This window comes from Vreelandella sp. 21 (genome assembly GCF_050995515.1).
GTDB classification, from domain to species: Bacteria; Pseudomonadota; Gammaproteobacteria; order Pseudomonadales; family Halomonadaceae; genus Vreelandella; species Vreelandella alkaliphila.
The window spans coordinates 334563-354545 of the sequence record NZ_CP194673.1 but is presented as its reverse complement, the minus strand read 5'-3'; the positions used below and the strand labels follow the sequence as shown (position 1 = coordinate 354545).

The 19983-nt window shown below is 52.9% G+C and carries 14 protein-coding genes; 8 read left to right on the top strand and 6 right to left on the bottom strand.

From position 1 onward, the window contains the following. Positions 1-61 precede the first annotated feature (61 nt). The 3 genes from greA to carA all read right to left on the bottom strand — a co-directional run bounded on the left by greA (position 62) and on the right by carA (position 4983). Positions 62-538 (bottom strand): transcription elongation factor GreA, encoded by a 477-nt coding sequence (greA, locus tag ACN06F_RS01665; protein ID WP_009723748.1) that lies wholly within the window; start codon positions 536-538, stop codon positions 62-64. After that, complete coding sequence (carB, locus tag ACN06F_RS01660) at positions 535-3765, bottom strand: carbamoyl-phosphate synthase large subunit (protein ID WP_433924559.1); 3231 nt, start codon at positions 3763-3765, stop codon at positions 535-537. The genes greA and carB overlap by 4 nt, the downstream gene beginning before the upstream one ends. Positions 3766-3837: 72 nt before the next feature. Next, positions 3838-4983 carry a glutamine-hydrolyzing carbamoyl-phosphate synthase small subunit gene (gene carA / locus ACN06F_RS01655; RefSeq protein WP_253488094.1) on the bottom strand — a complete coding sequence of 382 codons (1146 nt, stop codon included), beginning with the start codon at positions 4981-4983 and terminating at the stop codon, positions 3838-3840. A gap of 574 nt (positions 4984-5557) precedes the next feature. Here carA and ACN06F_RS01650 point away from each other — a divergent pair. From ACN06F_RS01650 to guaD, 4 genes are all read left to right on the top strand, one after another. Then, a complete protein-coding gene (locus ACN06F_RS01650) occupies positions 5558-6916 on the top strand; it encodes an NCS2 family permease (protein ID WP_231658226.1) in 1359 nt (452 codons plus the stop codon). 106 nt (positions 6917-7022) lie between these two features. Continuing rightward, positions 7023-8507 carry a xanthine dehydrogenase small subunit gene (gene xdhA, locus ACN06F_RS01645; RefSeq protein WP_038480688.1) on the top strand — a complete coding sequence of 495 codons (1485 nt, stop codon included), beginning with the start codon at positions 7023-7025 and terminating at the stop codon, positions 8505-8507. Next, positions 8491-10902, top strand: a complete 2412-nt coding sequence (xdhB, locus tag ACN06F_RS01640; RefSeq protein WP_433924558.1) for a xanthine dehydrogenase molybdopterin binding subunit — start codon at positions 8491-8493, stop codon at positions 10900-10902. Before xdhA ends, xdhB begins: the two co-directional genes overlap by 17 nt. A gap of 35 nt (positions 10903-10937) precedes the next feature. After that, positions 10938-12287: a guanine deaminase gene (gene guaD / locus ACN06F_RS01635; RefSeq protein ID WP_433924557.1), complete on the top strand. Its 1350-nt coding sequence runs from the start codon at positions 10938-10940 to the stop codon at positions 12285-12287. Positions 12288-12422: 135 nt separating this feature from the next. Here the strand turns inward: guaD and dapB are convergent, their stop codons facing one another. The 3 genes from dapB to ACN06F_RS01620 all read right to left on the bottom strand — a co-directional run bounded on the left by dapB (position 12423) and on the right by ACN06F_RS01620 (position 14670). Beyond that, the gene (gene dapB / locus ACN06F_RS01630) at positions 12423-13229 is read right to left on the bottom strand and encodes a 4-hydroxy-tetrahydrodipicolinate reductase (RefSeq protein ID WP_038480681.1); all 807 of its coding nucleotides are present in this window, start codon (positions 13227-13229) and stop codon (positions 12423-12425) included. A gap of 139 nt (positions 13230-13368) precedes the next feature. Further along, positions 13369-13650: a DUF2218 domain-containing protein gene (locus ACN06F_RS01625; protein WP_193060644.1), complete on the bottom strand. Its 282-nt coding sequence runs from the start codon at positions 13648-13650 to the stop codon at positions 13369-13371. Positions 13651-13767: 117 nt separating this feature from the next. Further along, positions 13768-14670 (bottom strand): DMT family transporter, encoded by a 903-nt coding sequence (locus ACN06F_RS01620; RefSeq protein WP_433924556.1) that lies wholly within the window; start codon positions 14668-14670, stop codon positions 13768-13770. Between the two features lie 279 nt (positions 14671-14949). Here ACN06F_RS01620 and dndB point away from each other — a divergent pair, with 279 nt between their 5' ends. Genes dndB through ACN06F_RS01600 form a run of 4 tightly spaced genes read left to right on the top strand, consistent with a single transcriptional unit; the run spans position 14950 to position 19973 of the window. After that, positions 14950-16080, top strand: coding sequence for a DNA sulfur modification protein DndB (gene dndB, locus ACN06F_RS01615; RefSeq protein ID WP_433924555.1), 1131 nt, complete (start codon positions 14950-14952; stop codon positions 16078-16080). Next, a complete protein-coding gene (dndC, locus tag ACN06F_RS01610; protein WP_433924554.1) occupies positions 16077-17684 on the top strand; it encodes a DNA phosphorothioation system sulfurtransferase DndC in 1608 nt (535 codons plus the stop codon). Before dndB ends, dndC begins: the two co-directional genes overlap by 4 nt. Continuing rightward, positions 17681-19675, top strand: a complete 1995-nt coding sequence (gene dndD / locus ACN06F_RS01605) for a DNA sulfur modification protein DndD (RefSeq protein ID WP_433924553.1) — start codon at positions 17681-17683, stop codon at positions 19673-19675. Before dndC ends, dndD begins: the two co-directional genes overlap by 4 nt. Then, entirely contained in the window at positions 19662-19973 is a 312-nt protein-coding gene (locus tag ACN06F_RS01600; RefSeq protein WP_433924552.1) for a DndE family protein, read from the top strand. The genes dndD and ACN06F_RS01600 overlap by 14 nt, the downstream gene beginning before the upstream one ends. The last annotated feature ends 10 nt before the right edge of the window (positions 19974-19983 follow it).

Genomic DNA, 19983 nt, shown 5'->3' with positions numbered 1-19983 from the left:
CTTTTAGTGTGCCTGGATTGCAGGCGCCTTCAAGACGCCTGCCCCGCGTCACCGCGGTAAATCAGAGATGTTCAACACTCTCAATTTCGTACTCAACATCGCCACCAGGTGTTTTTACCACCACCACATCGCCTTCTTCTTTGCCAATCATCGCTCGGGCGATAGGTGAGGTCACAGAAATGCGCCCCTCTTTAATATTGGCCTCGTCTTCACCAACAATGCGGTAGGTAACGCTGGCGTCGCTATCCAGGTTCAGCAACGACACGGTAACCCCAAAGATCACCTTGCCGGTTTTTGGCAGCTTAGTAACGTCGATTACCTGCGCACCTGAAAGCTTGCTTTCAATTTCCTGGATACGGCCTTCAATAAATCCTTGCTGCTCACGAGCGGCGTGGTACTCAGCGTTCTCTTTGAGATCGCCATGTTCACGCGCTTCAGCAATAGCAGCAATAACTTGAGGGCGGGCTTCGCCCTTCAAGTGATTAAGCTCTTCGCGAAGACTTTTTTCTCCCGCTACCGTCATCGGGACCTTGTTCATTGACTTGCTCCTGCATGCAGATCCTGAAGGCGCCGCACCGTAATCTCCCTACCGTACTCAAGCGCCATACAAACAGCATTAGCGCCCGCCAAGGTGGTCGCATAGGGCACCTTGCGCGCGAGAGCAGTACGGCGAATAATTGAAGAGTCGTTAATAGCCTGACGACCTTCAGTCGTGTTCACGATGTAGGCGATTTCGTCGTTCTTCAACAGATCGACGATATGGGGACGGCCTTCGTAGACTTTATTGACGTGCTCCACTTCCAGTCCAGCAGCCTCAAGTGCCGCTGCCGTACCGCGCGTTGCACATAGTGTGAAGCCCAATGTTAGCAGAGAACGCGCCACTTCGATAATCCCTTGCTTGTCAGGCTCGCGTACTGAAAGGAACGCTTTACGGTCGCCATCCAATGCTGGAATGGCTTCGCCAGCGCCCAACTGCGCTTTAAAGAACGCTTCTGCAAAGGTCTCGCCAGAGCCCATCACTTCACCTGTCGACTTCATCTCAGGCGACAGAATCGGGTCAACACCCTGGAACTTGTTGAACGGGAAGACCGCCTCTTTCACGCTATAGAAGTGCGGGATAATTTCGCGCTCAAAGCCCTGCTCGGCCAGTGTCTTACCCGCCATGCAGCGCGCCGCGATCTGTGCCAACGAAGTGCCTATGCACTTAGACACAAACGGCACGGTACGCGACGCACGAGGATTAACCTCGATGACATAAATTTCGCCATCCTGCCACGCCAGCTGCACGTTCATCAGACCTTTAACGCCCAGCTCAACGGCCATTTTCTTGACCTGCTCGCGCATTTCATCCTGCACATCGGCAGGCAGCGAGTAAGGCGGCAGCGCACAGGCGGAATCACCAGAGTGAACGCCAGCTTGCTCAACGTGCTGCATAATACCGCCGATCACCACCTGCTGACCGTCCGACACAGCGTCGATATCAATTTCGATCGCGGCACTCAAGAAGTGGTCAAGCAGGACGGGAGAGTCGTTAGACACCTTCACCGCATTGGTCATGTAGTTTTCAAGCTCGGAGGCGTCATAAACGATCTCCATCGCACGACCACCCAGCACATAGCTAGGGCGCACCACCAGCGGGTAGCCAATAGCCTCTGCCTTGGAAAACGCCTCTTCAAAGCTGCGGGCGGTGGCGTTGGGCGGCTGCTTCAAGCCTAGCTTGTCGATCATTACCTGGAAGCGCTCGCGGTCTTCAGCGCGGTCAATGGCGTCTGGCGTGGTACCAATAATCGGCACGCCTGCTGCCTCTAGTTCACGAGCAAGCTTCAACGGCGTTTGACCACCGAACTGCACAATCACGCCAACCGGCTTCTCTTTGTCGGCAATTTCCAACACATCTTCCAGCGTCACCGGCTCGAAGTAGAGACGATCAGAGGTGTCGTAGTCGGTAGAAACGGTTTCCGGGTTGCAGTTGACCATGATGGTTTCATAGCCATCATCGCGCATGGCGAAGGCGGCATGAACACAGCAGTAATCGAACTCGATACCTTGACCGATACGGTTCGGGCCACCACCCAATACCATAATTTTTTGACGATCAGAGACGTCCGCTTCGCACTCCTCTTCATAGGTGGAGTACATGTAAGCGGTGTCAGAGGCAAATTCCGCCGCACAGGTGTCGACACGTTTATAAACCGGACGAATGCCCGCTGCCTGGCGCGTTTTGCGGAACTCTTTTTCAGACACGCCCAGTAGCTTGGCCAAACGCGCGTCACCAAAGCCTTTGCGCTTAAGCTGGTAAAGCTCACGGGCAGAGAAATCGGCCAGGGCGCGCTTGGCGACGGCATTTTCAGTCAACACCAAATCTTCCAACTGCACCAGGAACCAAGGATCGATATTGGTGAGCGCAAATACCTCATCGACACTCATTCCAGAGCGCATTGCGTCAGCCACATAGAAAATACGCTCGGCACCAGCGGCCTGCAGCTCGCCCTGAATGATCGCCATGTTGTCTGGCGTGAAATCGGTGATGATCGGATCAAGACCATCGTTACCGGTTTCCAGACCGCGCAGCGCTTTCTGCAGCGACTCTTGGAACGTACGACCAATCGCCATCACTTCGCCCACCGACTTCATCTGAGTGGTCAGACGGTCGTTTGCCTGAGGGAATTTTTCGAAGGTAAAGCGCGGAATCTTAGTGACGACATAGTCGATTGATGGCTCAAACGACGCGGGTGTGCGGCCACCGGTAATATCGTTTTGCAGCTCATCCAAGGTGTAACCCACCGCCAGTTTCGCGGCGATTTTAGCAATCGGGAAACCAGTAGCCTTAGATGCCAGCGCCGACGAACGCGATACCCGCGGGTTCATCTCGATAACCACCAGGCGACCGGTTTTCGGGTCCATACCAAACTGTACGTTGGAGCCGCCGGTTTCCACACCAATCTCGCGCAGTACCGCGAGGCTGGCGTCACGCATGATCTGGTACTCTTTGTCGGTCAGCGTTTGCGCTGGCGCGACGGTAATCGAGTCACCGGTGTGAACGCCCATAGGATCGAAGTTTTCAATCGCACAGACAATGATGCAGTTGTCATTCTTATCCCGCACCACTTCCATCTCGTACTCTTTCCACCCCAGCAGCGATTCATCGATCAGCAGCTCGTGGTTATTGGAAAGCTCGAAACCGCGGGTACAGATCTCTTCGAACTCTTCTTTGTTATACGCCACACCGCCGCCGGAGCCGCCCATGGTGTAAGAAGGACGAATAATGGTCGGGAAGCCTAATTCAGCCTGAATTTCCCAGGCCTCATCCATGGTGTGCGCCACATTGGCTTTCGGACACTCCAAACCAATACGCTTCATGGCTTGATCGAACAGATCGCGATCTTCAGCCATGTTAATCGCATCGGCATTGGCACCAATCATCTCGACGCTGTACTTTTCCAGTACGCCATGCTTTTCCAGGTCAAGCGCACAGTTGAGCGCTGTCTGACCACCCATCGTGGGTAGAATCGCGTCCGGGCGCTCGGCCTCAATAATTTTTTCAACCGCTTGCCAGGTAATCGGCTCGATGTAGGTGGCATCGGCCATGGCCGGGTCGGTCATGATGGTGGCCGGGTTGGAGTTAACCAAAATAACCCGGAACCCCTCTTCACGCAGCGCTTTACACGCCTGGGCGCCAGAGTAGTCAAATTCGCAGGCCTGGCCGATGACAATCGGGCCAGCGCCAATGATAAGAATGCTGTTGATATCGGTACGCTTAGGCATAACGGTTCCCGCAAAATAGGTGACGATGAGCGACAAAAAAACGGCGTTACATGGCGGCAATCAAGGGCAGCGTTAGCGACGCGCCTGCATCATGGCAATAAAGCGATCAAACAGCGGCGCCACATCACGCGGGCCAGGGCTAGCTTCCGGGTGACCTTGGAAGCTAAATGCCGGGCGGTCAGTGCGCTCGATCCCTTGCAGCGTGCCATCGAACAGCGAACGGTGCGTGGCACGCACGTTGGCTGGAAGGGTCGCTTCATCGGCAGCAAAGCCATGGTTTTGGCTGGTAATCATTACCGTGCCGGTGTCTAAATCCTGCACCGGATGGTTAGCACCGTGATGGCCGTGACCCATCTTGATGGTTTTGGCACCCGAGGCCAGCGCCAGCAACTGGTGGCCAAGGCAAATGCCAAATACCGGCGTATTGGTTTCCAATACGTCCTGAATCGCCTTGATGGCGTAATCACAAGGCTCGGGGTCACCGGGGCCGTTAGCCAAAAAGATGCCATCCGGATTCATCGCCAACACGTCAGCCGCAGGTGTTTGTGCCGGTACAACCGTCAACCGGCAGCCGCGCGCGGCCAGCATACGCAGGATGTTAAATTTCACACCGAAGTCATACGCCACCACGTGGTAAGGACGCTCACCTTGGGTAGTATCAGCGTAGCCCTCGCCCAGCGTCCACTCGCCTTGGGTCCATTCGTAAGCCTCTTTGCATGAGACTTCCTTGGCCAGATCCATGCCCTTCAACCCGGGAAATGCCTTCGCTGCCGCCAGCGCCCGCTCTACCGCATCATCGCCCTCTGCTTCTGCACCCGCCAGAATCGCACCGTTTTGCGCGCCTTTATCACGCAGAATGCGCGTTAAACGGCGAGTATCGATATCCGCAATGCCCAGCACATTTTGGCTTTTTAGATAGTCAGAAAGGCTTTGCTCTGAACGGAAACTACTGGCTAGCAGGGGTAAATCACGAATCACCAGGCCCGCTGCGGCAATCGATGCAGATTCCACATCTTCCGAATTAATGCCGGTATTGCCGATATGAGGGTAGGTCAGCGTGACGATTTGGCGGGTGTAAGAAGGGTCAGTGAGGATTTCCTGGTAGCCGGTCATGGCTGTATTGAACACCACCTCACCGCTTGTGACGCCATCCGCGCCAATGGCAATGCCATGAAACACACTGCCATCTTCCAGGGCCAATATCGCGGGTTTGCTCAATGCGGGGTTATTCAAGACAAGTTCTCCCATGCTGGTGGGAGCCTGTGGGCGCAGGCTCGGCGATCCGGTTTGTCGGCGTTTGCGTGCAAACGTCGGGTCGTAAAAAAGCGGGACGAAGCCGATAGTAAAAAAATCGGTTTCATCCCGCTTGTTGTTCTCTTCCGTGGCGAATGGCCATGGCGCAGCATTTAGCTGACTGTTTTCTCTAACCTAAGGCCAGTGCAACAAGCGCGGTGCTTACCCTACAGAGATTCGTTCGCTGCAGATATTTTGCTGCTTTTTGCAGCCACTGGGCCAAAATTTTTGGAATGTTACAGGATTTATCGACCTTAGGCTAGCCCTAAAACTACCAGCAACTTTATATGCTCCATTTTACCCCTGCAATCAATATGCCACGACCTTCAGGTCATTGATAAATGAGGAGGATGGAAGTCGCCCCAATTTTTTTGTATACGTAATTAATATATTTGGTTGCCTTCTTGATGTTTTTTTGTCTACGCTTGTCCGAGTTGACCAAATGGTCAACCGCGTTTTTTTCGATAGCTCACCCAACAAATACAAAGAGAATATCGTCATGCCACAAAGCCCTACGCCGTATTCCGGCTCTCCTCCCGTACAAGCAACGAGCACCCTGGATAATTACTTCAATGTCAGCCGCCGCGGCTCCTCGGTGAAGACCGAAGTGCTTGCAGGCATCGCGACGTTTCTAGCCGGGATGTATATCATCGTGGTCAACCCAGCCATCTTATCTGATGCGGGCATTCCCTTTTCTGCAGCACTCTCCGCCACCGTGGTCATCAGCTTTTTTAGTAGCTTGGCCATGGGCTTGTATGCCCGCAACCCAATTTTAGTTGCTCCTGGAATGGGCATGAATGCGCTTTTCACCTACACCCTGGTGCTTGGCGCAGGGTTGTCGTGGGAAGTTGCTCTAGGCTGCGTATTCTGGTCAGGAGTACTGTTCGCTGTTTTGGCGCTGTTTAACGTTCGCGAAGCCATCATCGAGGCCATTCCAGCCTCATTGCGCTATGCTATCACCTGTGGGATAGGCCTATTCATCACCTTTATTGGGCTCAAGAATGCCGGGTTCATCGTAGCCAACCCTGCGACCCTGATTAGCCTGGGTGATTTAAACGCAAGCCTAATAACCTTCTTTATTGGCCTAATGGCTACCGCGATATTAGCCATTCGCGGCTTCAATGGCGCTCTGATCTTAGGCATCGCCCTAACCACTCTGTTGGCAATCCCTATGGGGCGGCTGTGGAGTGACGACGTATTGGTGGCTTGGCAAGGCCTAGCCGCATGGCCGGATTTCTCGGCGGTAATGAAGGTCGATATTCTAGGCGCCCTCAAGGTGGCTTACCTGCCGTTCATTTTCGTGATGCTGTTTACTAACTTCTTCGACTCACTGTCTTGCTTTATGGCGCTATCCGAGTCAGCGGATCTCAAAGATGCCAACGGTAATCCACGCAACCTTAAGCGTTCCATGACGGTGGATGCTTTCGCATCAATGATCGCGGCCCCTCTCGGCACCAGCGCGGCACAAACCTTTATCGAATCCGGTGCTGGCGTTGCCCAAGGCGGCCGCACAGGACTCACGGCAGTCGTTATTGGCGTATTGTTCCTGCCTTTCTTGTTTCTCTCACCGTTGCTGTCCCTAGTTCCCAGCATCGCGACCGCCCCAGCTCTTGTCCTGGTGGGGCTGTTCATGATGGCACCGATTGGAAAGATTGACTGGAGCCGTCTCGAGGAAGCCTTTCCCGCATTTCTGGCCATCATTTTAATGCCGCTGACGTACTCCATCACCCTGGGTATCGCCTTTGGTTTTATCAGCTTTGTGCTCATCCGGCTGGCCACCGGCAAGTTGGACGAGATTAAGCCTGCAATGTGGGTCTCCGCCCTGTTAGCGGTGGTTATGCTGCTGACAGCACAATAGACGACTCTTCTCATGCTGAGTCATCAAAAAATACCCCGTTTCTCACGCACCACCTGACCGATCGGACAGCACTTAAGCAACCAATAACAACATAACGGGTAGGACTATGATTACATTTCACCTCAATGGGCAACCGCATCGCGTTACAGCGGATGTTCACCTTAGCGTTCTGGAGCTGCTAAGAGAACAACTACACCTGACCGGCACCAAGGAAGGTTGCGCGTCTGGTGATTGCGGCGCTTGCACAGTAGCCATCGGGGCACCCGATGCCAATGGCGAGCTACGCTACCACAGCGCCAACGCCTGCATCATGCCCGCTCATCAGCTCCAAGGCCGCCACTTAGTCACTGTTGAAGGTCTCGCTGACGACCAGCAATACCTGCATCCCGCCCAGGCAGCCATGGTCGAATGCCATGGTAGCCAATGCGGCTTCTGCACGCCGGGCATTGTGATGTCATTGTTCACACTGCACGAAGAACAGCACACTAACCCGCTCGCCACTCCCTTTAGCCCTGAGCGCCTTGAAGCCGCACTTGGCGGCAACCTGTGTCGCTGCACTGGCTATCGCCCCATTCGTGATGCGGCATTAGCAATGAACAGTATCGATGGTCATCGCCCTGAATGGTTAGATGCAACACTGAATGATGCGCAAGATAATCAGCACGTGGCCAACCTGGACGAAACCAGCAGCCGCTTCCATCAGCCTCGCCAGTTGAATGACCTAGTGCGCCTACGCGCAGCCCATCCAGAAGCACGTTTGGTTGCGGGTGCCACTGACCTTTGGCTTGAAGTCACCCAACAACTGAAGGACTTACCACGGCTTATCGATACCACGCGCGTAAGTGAGCTTCAGCAAATTGAACAAGGTCAGGATGCGAGCGGGCGCCCCGGTTGGTGGATCGGAGCAGCCGTCACCTATGCACGCTTGGAGCCTTTACTCGAGAGTGAATACCCAACCTTTGCCCATCTTCTACACCGCCTCGGCTCGGCTCAGGTACGCAACCGCGGCACCTTAGGCGGTAATGTCGCCAATGCATCCCCCATCGGCGACACCCCGCCGGTGCTGCTGGCCCTTGATGCACAGCTTCGCCTCGCAGGCCCTAACGGCTCCCGCGAGATTGCCGCCAACAACTTCTTCATCGACTACAAAAAGACCGACTTAGCTAACAATGAAGTATTAAGCGCGGTTTTCATCCCGGCCCCGCAAGCAGGCCGCCAGCTAAAAGTATGGAAACTCTCGAAGCGGCGCGAAGATGATATTTCTGCCGTGCTGAGTGCTTTTGCCTGGCATCTGGAGGATGGATGCCTACGCGATGTACGCCTGGCCTTCGGTGGCATGGCCGGCATACCTGCCCGAGCCCGTGGGGCCGAAGCGGCTCTCGAAGGGAATCCGCCCTCACCAACCGTCTTCGAGGCTGCACGCCAAGCGCTCGCGAATGACTTTTCACCGATGAGCGATGTTCGTGGCAGTGCCGACTACCGCACGCGGTCAGCGAGTGCGCTACTTGAACGCCTACGTCTGGTCATCGAATCGTCTACCCACACCCAACCACACACTCAGGAGGTGATGCTCCATGCGTACGCTCACTGATCTGCCAGCACCACAGCCTGAGCAGAAAGCATTTCATCCAGCACAACATACCGGCCGTTTTTTTTCTGGCACCTCGGCCAATCACGAGAGTGCCATCAAGCATGTCACCGGGCGCGCGGCTTATATTGATGACCTAGCCCTTCCGGCCAATGCCCTCCACCTAGCCGCAGGCCTGTCATCTGTCGCCCACGGGCGCATTACCCGCATGGATCTGGAAGCGGTAAGGTCTGCTCCTGGTGTGGTCGATGTTATTAGCGTGGCAGACGTGCCAGGCCATACCGATATTGGCCCCGTTTTCCCAGGGGATCCCATCATGGCTGACGGCGAAGTGCTCTACGCGGGCCAGGTGCTATTCGCCGTGGCGGCCGACAGCCATCGTGCGGCTCGTCAAGCAGTCGAAAAGGCAATTATCGAGATCGAAGAGCGCCCAGCAAGCCTCGACCCCGTTGCTGCCGCCAACGCGGGTGATCTGGTTCGCCCCACTCATCAACAGATCAGTGGAGATTGGGAAAAAGCCTTTGCCGACGCCGCCATTGTCGTTGCTGGCAAACAGTTTGTCGGCGGTCAGGAACACTTCTACTTGGAAGGGCAGGCCTGCGTCGCCCATCCCAGCGAAGACGAAGGCGTCATGATTCACACCTCCAACCAGCATCCCAGCGAGACGCAGAAACTGGTTGCCGAGGTACTCGGCATTCCCTTTCATGCCGTTACCGTCGAGACTCGCCGCATGGGGGGCGGATTCGGAGGCAAGGAAACACAGGCTTCGCCTTGGGCTTGCCTGGCCGCCTTAATCGCCCGGCGAACCGGGCGCAGTTGCCGCTTCCGCTTACCGCGAGTCGATGACATGCGCGTCACCGGAAAGCGCCACCCTTTTCATAACGACTACCGCCTTGGCGTCGATGCCCATGGCGTGATTCTGGGTGGCGATATCAATGTAATCGGCGACTGTGGCTATTCACCCGACCTTTCCGACGCCATTGTTGATCGCGCTATGTTTCACTCGGATAACGCCTATTCGCTGGGTGACGTCCGCGTTACAGGATATCGAGCGCGCACCCATACAGCCTCTAACACCGCCTTCCGCGGCTTCGGCGGCCCCCAAGGCATGATGGTTATCGAGGCGGCAATGGAGGATATCGCTCGCCGCCTAGGTGAAGATCCGCTGACGATACGCAAGCGCAACTTTTATCGCGACGGGCGCAACACGACGCATTACGGCCAGACGGTGGATCAGACCGTTCTTCTGCATGAGCTGGTTGAGCAACTCGAAACCTCTAGCGACTACTGGCAGCGGCGCCGAGAAATCCGGGAGTTCAACGCCAAGAGCCCCGTCATTCGCAAAGGCTTAGCGTTGACCCCAGTAAAATTCGGCATTTCCTTCACCGCCCAGCACCTCAACCAAGCAGGCGCGCTCCTTCACGTCTATACCGACGGCAGCGTAATGATCAACCACGGCGGCACCGAGATGGGTCAGGGGCTGCATACGAAGATTTGCCAAGTGGTGGCGCGTGAACTGGGCCTGGATCTTGATAGCGTGCGCATCACCGCCACGCGTACTGACAAAGTGCCCAACACCTCTCCCACTGCCGCCTCCAGCGGCGCTGACCTCAATGGCCAGGCGGCTCGCGATGCCGCACTCAAACTAAAAACACGGCTTTATGACTTTGCTGCCGAGCACTACCATCTCGATCGAGAAACCATCCACATCAAAGAGGGTTATCTAATAGCCGGCTTTGGCGAAAGTGAACGCCGCATCGCTTGGGGAGAGCTGGTTCAAGCCGCCTATCTATCGCGCATCTCGCTATCGGAAAAAGGCTTCTACGCTACCCCATTGATCCATTATGACCGTGCCACCGGCAATGGCCGCCCCTTCTACTACTATGCCTTTGGTGCGGCGGTGGCCGAAGTTTCAATCGATACCTTGAGCGGCGAATACTTGGTAGATCGTGTCGACATCCTCCACGACGTGGGTGACTCCCTGAATCCGGCTATCGATATCGGCCAAGTCGAAGGTGGTTTCATTCAGGGGATGGGCTGGTTAACCAGTGAAGAGCTGAAATGGAATGGCAAAGGCCAACTGATCTCGAATGGCCCCGCGACCTACAAGATCCCCACTTACGGCGATCTACCCGCCACTTTCAATACCTCCTTAATGGAAGGCCACCCCAACTCCATGGCCAGCATCTATCGTTCCAAGGCAGTGGGTGAACCCCCTTTTATGCTTGGTATGTCGGTATGGGCGGCCCTGCGCGACGGCTTGGCCAGTCTAAATGGATACACCCAGGCGATACCTCTGGACACGCCAGCCACACCGGAGCGAGTCATGGCTGCCGCCGAAGCCGCACGCGCCAAACTTGACCCTGCCGCTGACAAACGACACAGCAATGTCCGTTAAGCCTTCCCCCTCTAACTATCTTCAGGAGCAACATCATGAATGAAGAGCAAGGACAAAGCCTGAAACAAGAGCAGGGGCAAGCCTGGTTAATACGTGCACGGGTCTTGAGTTTCGATGCCGACCCCGGCGATGGTGACACGCCCCGAGAGGGTAGCGTTGTCTCCCACCAAGACGGTGCCCTGTGGTGGGCCGATGGCCGCATTCAGGGCGTTGGCGACTATCGCACCCTGGCCCCTCAGCTGCCCGCCGATATCAGCGTCATCGACCAGCGTGACAAGCTGGTCATGCCAGGCTTTATTGACAGCCATGTTCACTACGTTCAGCTCGATATCATGGCCTCTTATGGCCGCCAACTGCTGGACTGGTTGAATGACTACACCTTTCCTGAAGAGTGCCGTTTCGCCCAGCGCGCACATGCCGACAACATGGCCGACGCTTTTCTCAAAGAGTTGATGCGAGTCGGGACCACCACCGCCCAAGTGTTCTGCTCAAGCCATCCCAATTCGGTAGATGCCTTCTTCAGCGCCGCCCAACGCCGCGGCCTATGTATGCTCGCTGGCAAGGTACTGATGGATCGCCACGCCCCCGAAGCACTTACCGACAAGACCCTCGGCGGCATTCGTGATACCGAGCGCTTGATCAGCGACTGGCATGGCACCGACCGCCTTGGCTACAGTGTTACGCCGCGCTTTGCTCCCACATCCACACGCACCCAGCTTGATGCCGCTGGCGGCCTGCTGCGCAACGATGAAAGCCTATGGCTGCAAACTCACTTATCGGAAAACCTCGGCGAACTGGCCTGGGTAGCCGAGCTGTTTCCAGAAAGCCGTGACTACCTTGAGGTTTACGAGCAGTCCGGCCTGGTTGGGCCACGCAGCACCTTTGCCCATGGCATTCATCTGGACAATGGCATGCGCAAGCGGCTGGCTGAACGCAGTGCCAATATCGCTTTTTGCCCCAGCTCTAACCTCTTTCTTGGTAGCGGCTTATTCGACCGCCACGCCGCCCATGAAAGCGGGTTAAATCTAACCCTGGCCAGCGATATTGGTGCTGGCACCGATCTTTCCGGATTAGCGACTCTCAAGGCGGGCTATCAAGTAGGGCAACTGCTCGGCCAGCCACTGACGGCCTGGTCAGGCTTCCATGCCCTGACCAGAGGCAATGCAGTATCCCTATCGCTAGATGACCGTATCGGCCGTTTCGCACCAGGCATGGATGCCGATTTTGTAGTTATCGACCTGTCCGCCTCACCGCTGATGGCACGACGTATGGCACGATGCGAAAGTTTGGCAGAGGAGTTATTCACTCTAATGATGCTAGGCGACGACCGCGCTATCTTCGAAACCTGGGCTGGAGGACGGCTACAGCACCGACGTCAAAATTAAGCAGAAAATCAATCAGGAGGGGGCCAAAAACAGCGAAGCCCCCTCACCCTGCTAGCAGGTTCGGAGGCCATCCAAACAGTCATGTTCAGCAGCCAACAGAGTGCATATCGAAACGCCCCCTGTTGTACTAAAACACTACTCTAAACCTAATACATCCTGCATATCGTAACGGCCATGCGCTTTATCAGCGACCCAGCGAGCAGCGCGAACCGCGCCTTTAGCAAAGGTCATACGACTGGAGGCTTTATGGGTAATTTCGATACGCTCGCCTTCAGTGGCAAACATCACTGTGTGCTCGCCAACAATGTCGCCAGCGCGCACGGTGGCAAAACCGATCTCTTTGTCGGTGCGCGGACCACACTGGCCTACCCGTTCATAGACCCCGTGCTCTTTTAACGTGCGGCCGATGCTCTCCGCGACCACTTCTCCCATCTTAATCGCCGTGCCAGAAGGCGCATCCACTTTATGACGATGGTGCGCTTCAATGACTTCAATATCGTAGCCTTCATCACCGAGAGCTTTTGCAGCAGTCTCAAGCAACTTGAGAGTCAAGTTAACGCCGACACTCATATTAGGCGCGAACACCATGGCCACTTTATCGCGGTAGCTATCCAGCTCGGCCAGTTCGTCATCGCTCATGCCGGTGGTGCCAATCACAATGCGTTTGTCATGCTCGGCGCAGAATGCCAAATTTGCCAAGGTTACTTGCGGCGCAGTGAAATCGATTAGAACATCGAAGTCGTCCACAATCGCATCGAGAGAATCGACGGCCACCACACCGCGTTTGCCAACGCCTGCCAGCTCACCAATGTCCGCACCCGCTAAAGAACTACCTGGCTCAACGATACCGCCTGCAAGTGAGGCATCTGCCTGCTGTTCTACCGCATTTACTAACGTGCGGCCCATACGGCCAGCGACGCCTACAATGGCAATTCGGGTCATGAGAACTCCTGCGCGTGCGCCGTTCGGCACCCAGCTTGGTATAAGAAAAACAAGGATAAAAAAGTGGCCGAAATTATAACAGACCCCTGCCAATGATGCGGTGCTTGCTTAGGGCAGCGCGCACGCTGCCTCGAACGAATTAATTCTCCCAAACAATTTCCAGCGGCTCGTCTTTTGCCATGCGCATGAGATGACTTTCCACCACCCCTTCCAACTGATCCAGATGCTCCTCTTCCAAGGTTTCGAGGGACACAATCAAGCGATCTGCCTCGACATGCATCAGGCAGGTGCCATTGGCAAATGTGATTTTGGCTTCCTGCTCATTCTGCTCAATCTCAAGCTTATGTGCCCAGTGCTTGCATAAGCGGTTTATCAAGCGCTCACCAGAAGGCGTTACGATTTCGGCACGGGATAAAGGCATCGTATTTTCTCCACAAAGATAGTGAGTTAGATCTTACTAGCGTAATCCTCACAGTAGAAATCGCAAAGTAAGAAATGAGAATCCCTTGCAACAGCATGTTTCTGTTCAGGGAAACGCTTATTGTCGAAGAAGCCGTTTAATCCGGCGGCCTTCCAGTGTGGCCAGCCCGACCCCGCTAAGTAGCAACGGCAGTGCTAGCAAAAAGCCGCTAGAAACCGGCAGGCCAAACAGCAGCCAATCTGCTAACACGGGCCACACCAACGCAATGTATTCAAAAGGTGCTAGGCGTGACGCTTCGGCGTAACGCAGCGCCAGCGTCATCGCAATATGGGCCGTACCGCCAAACAAGCCAGAAAGCACTAACAACCACACCACATCACCCTTAAGCGGTGCCCAGCCCAAGGGCAGCGTTGCCAACCCCGCTAGCGCAGAGACCAGAATAAAGTAGAAGGCAATGGAACCGGCTGTTTCGGTACGTGAAATGCGCCGTACAGTTAGCAGCGCTCCAGCAGTTAACAGCGCGCTCAGCGCGCCTAGCGCATAGCCAGCCAGTTGCCCTTGCTCGCGACTGGCCTCAAGCCCTGGCAGCACCAGCACCGCCACCCCAGCTAGCGCCAACGCAATAGCGACCGCCCGATAAAGCGAAAAGCGCTCCCCCAGCAACAAGACACCACCCAACGCCATAAACACGGGCGTCAGTTGGGCTAACAACGTAGTTTCCGCGACAGGTAACAAGGCCACCGCCGCGAACGACGCGAACATTGCCGCCGCCCCAAGCCCCGAGCGCAACGCATGCCCCAGTGGACGGCGCGTAGCCAGTCCCCGAGGAAACTCACGACGAAGCATCAAAAAAACAACAATCGGCAACAGCGCAAATAACGAGCGGAAAAACACCGACTGCCCTACCGGCACCTCCTCACTCACCGCTTTAATACACACCAACATACCGGTAAACAGCACGCCGGAAAGCACCCGCAGCCCAATGCCCAACCCAGAGCGAGACTCTTCATCCGCTATCATTCCCTTGTCCTTAAATGCTCAATATGGCGACACTTTTTGCCAAGCTGCTTCACCTAAAAATGAAGCACTCATCGATTTTCCGGTGCACATTCTGTTATCCCGAGGATGCAAATAACAAAAAATGTACATTTTAAGCCATACGAAAAAACTGTATAAATAGACACCATGCAATAAATCATTTTCATTTCGCTGCATTACTGCATTTACATCTAAACGCATTCACACAAACGCGCTTGTACGTTAAAATAAACGTACATTTACGCTAAATTAAACGTAACCATGCAACAGTCCAGTTCAGAAGAAACCAATACCCATGACTTCCCAGCACTGCGCGGGATGCAGGGGGGGCGTGCATGCTACACAATTATGTGCCCACTGCGCCTGATTCCAAGGCTGTTCCATTACGATGACAGTGGACTACCTGCTGAAGCACGAGCTCAGCGTGCAATTAATCCAGGGCGTATTCCTGAAATCACCGATTACCTAACACAAAATTCCGATAACTATATTTTGCCAGCGATCACTGCCTCGCTCGACCAAGAAGCAGAGTTCGTGCCAATGGGTGACGACATTGTGCCTCTGGCCGGGAAGCTAAAAATCCCGCGCAAGGCTCGCTTACTCATCAATGATGGTCAGCATCGGCGAGCAGCTATTGAGCGAGCAATTACTAAAAAACGCGAACTAGGACACGATAGTATCCCTGTGCTGCTATTCATCGACGAAGGCTTGAAGCGAAGCCAGCAAATGTTTGCTGATCTTAATAGGCACGCTATTCGCCCTAGCACTTCACTGAATACATTCTTTGATAAGCGCGATTCAGCGTCCACACTAGCAAGGTGCGTAATGCAGGAAGTGCCTTGCTTCCGAGATCTTACTGAAGTAGAGAAAAGCTCACTACCATTGAAATCCCGGAAATTATTCACGCTTAGCGCAATCAAAAATGCCAGTTGGCGATTCTTGGAAAAGCGAAAGCGCGACATAGCTACCGGTCACGACCATTCCCAGTGCATTGCATTCTGGTCGGGTGTTTGCCAGATCATGCCAGACTGGGAGGAAGCCTTGAGAAACGAAAGCCTGCCTATTCATTTACGCACAAACCTGCCTATGCATTTACGCAAAGGGAGCATTCATGCTCATGGCGTTTTTCTCCAGGCGCTAGCAGTCTCCTGCTCATCGTTAAAGCATGAAGCGCCCGAATATGCCCCTGACTGGTATGCAGAAAGGCTAAGAATTCTAGTTAATGAAAATTGGCAACGCTCTAATCCCGAGTGGGAAAGGCGTTGTCTGCAAAGTGGTCGTATTTCTAAATCTCATACATCTGTAGAGCTGCTTGCTTGTTACCTCAAGCGACGCCTAGACATCCCGCTTAGCGATAAGCAGCTCGAGCTCGAGGGAGCCCTAACATCATGAGCGAAGCCACGCTTTATGCCTCTCAAGAAGAGATGCTTGCCGAGCAAAGCTTTGCAGGCAGACCTCTCCCCGATTTAATTGCCGAATTACAAGCTTTGTATTTAGAAGATGAACGCCCTTGGGTGATCGGCTTTAGCGGCGGAAAAGACTCAACAGCGGTGCTTTCTTTGATCTATACGGCCATTGAAAAGCTCCAGCCCCATGAGCGTCATAAGCATGTTTATGTCATCTGCTCAGACACTCTTGTGGAAACGCCCGTTGTCGTTGACCTTATTACTACTACGCTCGATTTAATCAACGCTCAAGCAGAAGAAAAGGGGCTACCCTTTTCTGCTCATAAAGTGATGCCAAAGGCTAATGAAACCTTTTGGGTAAATTTGCTAGGTAAAGGTTACCCCGCTCCCACTCAGAATTTCCGATGGTGTACTGAGCGGATGAAAATAGACCCGGTAAGCAGCTTCATTCTTGATAAAGTAACCCGGCATGGTGAGGTTATCGTCGTTCTCGGTGCCCGAAGCCAGGAAAGCGCTTCACGCGCACAAGTAATAGCAAAACATAAAGTAGATGGTTCATTACTATCAAAGCACTCATCACTGCCAGGTGCTTATACATACATGCCAATTGAAGATTGGACGTTCGACGAAGTCTGGATGTATCTCTTGGGTGCTCCAACGCCGTGGGGAGGCACCCATCACCAACTATTCTCACTGTATAAAGATTCCAGTGCTGGTGAATGCCCGATTGTTATCGATACCAAAACACCTTCTTGCGGCAATTCTCGCTTCGGTTGCTGGACATGCACGGTAGTCACGAAAGATCGCGCAATGGAAGGCTTAATCGAGTCAGGTGAGCTATGGATGAAACGGCTAAAGTCGTTCCGTGATCTGCTTTACCGTACAACTAAACCCCACAACAAGGCTATGTACCGCAACCACAAGCGCCGTACTGGCAAAGTACAATACGCGCGTGGCCAGATTGATGATGATAGCACTACTGAGAAGAAGGTTATTCCAGGCCCATACTGGATGTTCTACCGCCAAGCATGGCTTAAAAAGATTTTAGAAATCCAGAAAAACCTTAACGATGATGGCAATCCTATACGCCTCATTCATGAAGACGAGTTAAAGCATATTCGGCGCGAATGGCTCAATGATCCTAATGAGCCTGACGCGTTAGACACATTGCCAGCTCTTTACGCAAGCGTGTATGGCTACAAGCTTGAGTGGATGCAAGATTCTGCTGGTGTGCTTTCACAACAAGACTCAGCGGCCTTGAGGGATGCCTGTCAAGATCATAAAACTCCCGTAGAACTTGCCGTTAAATTGTTACAACTCGAACAATCCTTGGATGGGCTCAGTAAACGTCATGGTGTGTTTAAGCGCATGGATACTCTCCTTAATCAGGATTGGGGCGACCTCAACAGCCTAAGAAGCAAGAAGCAGGATGCAAGCATGACACTGCCCACTATGCATGCCGCTAAGAGCGAAATGCAGGATATGTTTCAAGAAAACACTACTTACCTAGGCAAAACTCGTAACGCCAAGAGCGTCTATGACGAGCTGCTAACGGGCCTTGAAATCCAATATGCGGAGCTTGACCAATGATCCTAAAAACCCTGCATATGGGAAATTTCAGGGTCTATCGTGGTGATCATGAAATAGATCTTTTACCGGAAGGGCCAAGCGGACAAAAACCAATCATTTTGTTTGGTGGGTTAAATGGCGCAGGTAAAACATCCATCTTAACCGCTGTCAGGCTTGCGCTTTACGGTAGAAGAATTCTTGGTAGCAAAGTGTCTAGCGATGCCTATCACCAATACTTAGATGCGTGTATTCATAAGCCAGGCGATGACCAGCCTGCACCCAAAACTGCCTATGTACGCCTCAAGTTCAGCGATAGTAAAGGTGGCAAGCAGAATGAGTATGACGTACTGCGCAATTGGTTTCGTGATACCAGCGGTGTCATCACTGAAAAGCTCCAAATTACCCGTGATGATGAAGTGCTCAATTCGCTTACCTATGAGCAGGCGCAAAGCTTTCTGAACGACCTCATTCCTATTGGGATCGCAGACTTGTTTTTCTTTGATGGTGAGAAAATTGCTGAGCTAGCGGAATCAGATGGTAACGCAGCGCTTGCCAATGCAATTGAACGTCTACTCGGTCTTGATTTGGTCAGTAAACTGCGGGCAGATTTGGGTGTTTATATTCGTAATCATGCCAAAGGCCGCCTGCCAGACGCAATTCGACAAGAAGCAGAATCGCTGGAAGCTGAATACCAGCGGTTATATACAAACTATCAAGCTGAGCTCGATGCTAAAGAGGCACTAGAAGATCAACTGCATAATTTGAAAGCGCAGATTGCGCAACATGAGCAAAAAATCGAAGCTCACGGCGGCGCTTGGTACGAAAAGCAGTCTGATGAAAAAGAACGATTGGAACGTTTGCTTGCAGAACAACAGTTAATTAAAGGCCGCATTCGTACCTTGAAAGGCTCTTTGTACCCTATTGCATTAGCCCCTACAGCACTTGGCAAACTGCTTTCGCAACTCGATGCTGAAAGTGGCTATCGGAAGCAACTGATTACTCACCACGCGGCAAAACGTCAGGCTAGTGCATTGCGGCGCGAGCTGAATGAAGTACTCAAAGATCAAGAAGAGCGGCTTGATACAGCTATAGCAAAAGCGTTTGGGGAAAGCTTACATGCACCTCAAAAAATTGAACTGATTCACGACCTTTCTGACAGTGAAATTGAGAGGTTGCGGCATCAAATTACTGTTGAGGCGCCGAAGCAGAAACAAGAAGTAGATGAGCTTGAAAATCAGATTGAGCGGCTTCGCCACGATATTAGTGATTGCGCTACGAACCTTGAGCGCGCACCCGACGAGCAGCGTATAAAACCTCTTTATGAACAACTTCATAAGTTTCATCTCGACCAAGGCCGGCTTTTTAGCCAGATTGAAGAGAAGCGAGAAAATGCCAAGAGAGAGCTACGGGCAGCAATGGACTGTATCCGTAAACTGAGAAAGCTCGAAGCAGAACACCAAATGCAGTCGGATAACGCCCATGCAGTTGAAATGGCTTCCTCTGCTAGAAATATGTTATCAAGCTACTCCAAACAAGCAAAAATCAGTAAAATCAGAGAGTTAGAATATAATTTTAGCGAGTCGTTCAAACGTCTTTCGCGAAAAAGCTATCAAGACATTACGCCGCATATTGACCCACATACATTTGCCGTTAATCTGCAGCACGCAAATGGTAAAACACTCGATCGTCATCAATTATCAGCAGGTGAGAAGCAAATTTATGCCACCGCTATGCTTGAAGCATTAGGTAAAAGCTCAGGGAAACGCCTACCTATTATCATAGACACACCACTTGGAAGGCTAGACTCTGAACATAGACGAAGAATAATTGAAAATTATTTTCCAACTGCCAGTCATCAGGTAGTGCTGTTGTCGACAGATACAGAAATATCGCTAGAAAATGGGCCAGAAACATTCCGTCGATCTATTTCTAAAACGTACGAAATGCGCTATGACCCTGAGATCAGTGCTACAACATTAACCAAAGGGTATTTCACCAATGCTTCCAGATAGAAAAATATCCTTAACCAAAAAAGCAGAAGAAAGGCTTAAACGAATCAAGCAGTCAACAGGTCAAAGTGTTAACCAGTTGGCGAATGAGAAGTTTTTCTTATCCTTAGAAACTAATGCAAAATTTGATGTAAGGAACTCTGAAAAGCCCACTATGGGGGATATTAAGCTAGAAAAATCTACCTGGCTAGGCGAATGCCAGACCTTAGTAGAAGTTTCACTTAAAAACCTCTACCCCTCAGCTAATGAGGATGACGCCGCATTGCTATGGGCTCTACACATCGAGAGTACGATAATATAATCTAGCTGAA